The sequence below is a fragment of the Hominiventricola aquisgranensis genome, assembly GCF_040096225.1.
GTDB classification, from domain to species: Bacteria; Bacillota; Clostridia; order Lachnospirales; family Lachnospiraceae; genus Hominiventricola; species Hominiventricola aquisgranensis.
This window is the reverse complement of the sequence record NZ_JBBMFC010000074.1, coordinates 1-1,036: the sequence shown is the minus strand read 5'-3', so window position 1 is coordinate 1,036 and position 1,036 is coordinate 1. Positions and strand designations below refer to the sequence as shown.

Here is a 1,036-nt window from a genome sequence, read left to right as displayed (position 1 = left end):
CATCTTTTAGCTGCATAAAGAAAAACGAGACGACCGAAGTCGCCTCGTAAAAGTCTAACTTTGAGGGGTCACCTCAATTTTCAGTCGCTCTTTTTGACCTTATATGAATTGTTAATAAAACAGGAAATGAAAATAACAGATTATGATAAAGTCTACGAGCAACTAGGAAATATTGCGGAACGTACAATGATTATATCTGGTGGTGGAGGCGCATGGAGTGCACGAGAAAAAACCGAGGTAGTAGCCAAAGTAAAAGCGATACTACTGCCCTTCTTCGTAGAAAGAACAGATGGAGATCCTATGCACTATTCTTATGCAACGGAAATAGAAACATTATTGAAACAATCTAAGACAGAAAATTCACAGTATGATTTTAAACAAGGAATACATGATCTTTTTACTGGCAAGAAAAATGATAGCTTAATAAAGAAAATATATAAAACATTGACGGCAATGGGAAATTCAGAGAAAAATGCTGTAGGATATGTTCTTATTGGCGTAGCTGACAAATTTGAGGATGCAGAAAAAGTTTCAAGAAAGTATAATATAGAAAATATTAAGGTGGGAAATTTCTATATTACAGGTGTTGATGGAGAGGTGAATGAATTTTATAAAGGAGATTATGATGCATATTTTACTCAATTTAAGGATGCCTTACAAATAATGCCGATGGATGAGCATTATCGAAGACAGGTAGGAACCAAAATGAGAATGGTGAGTTATTATAATAAATCCATTATTATTATGAAAATTGTAAATGATAATGGAGCTATCATGTTTGATAATGGATATTATACTAGGATGGGTGCTAATAATGATCCGGAACCAGTTTCAGCACCTGAAATGCCTGCATTTTTTGCTAAGTTTTCTAAAAATTAGCGGATAAACAGGTGGAGCGGCTTAGAATACCAGGACATGGATAGTTATATAGGATTTACAAATATGAAAATGTACTAAAGATGGGGCTGTAAAATAAGTCCCTAATATAAGAAACGCCAATTCCGGCAAATGTCGGTTTTGGCGTTTCTTTGTATTA

At 34.4% G+C, this 1,036-nt stretch carries 1 protein-coding gene; it reads left to right on the top strand.

The genetic code is table 11. From position 1 onward, the window contains the following. Nucleotides 1–126 precede the first annotated feature (126 nt). Nucleotides 127–879: an RNA-binding domain-containing protein gene (locus WMO62_RS15765; RefSeq protein WP_349145274.1), complete on the top strand. Its 753-nt coding sequence runs from the start codon at nucleotides 127–129 to the stop codon at nucleotides 877–879. Nucleotides 880–1,036: the final 157 nt, after the last annotated feature.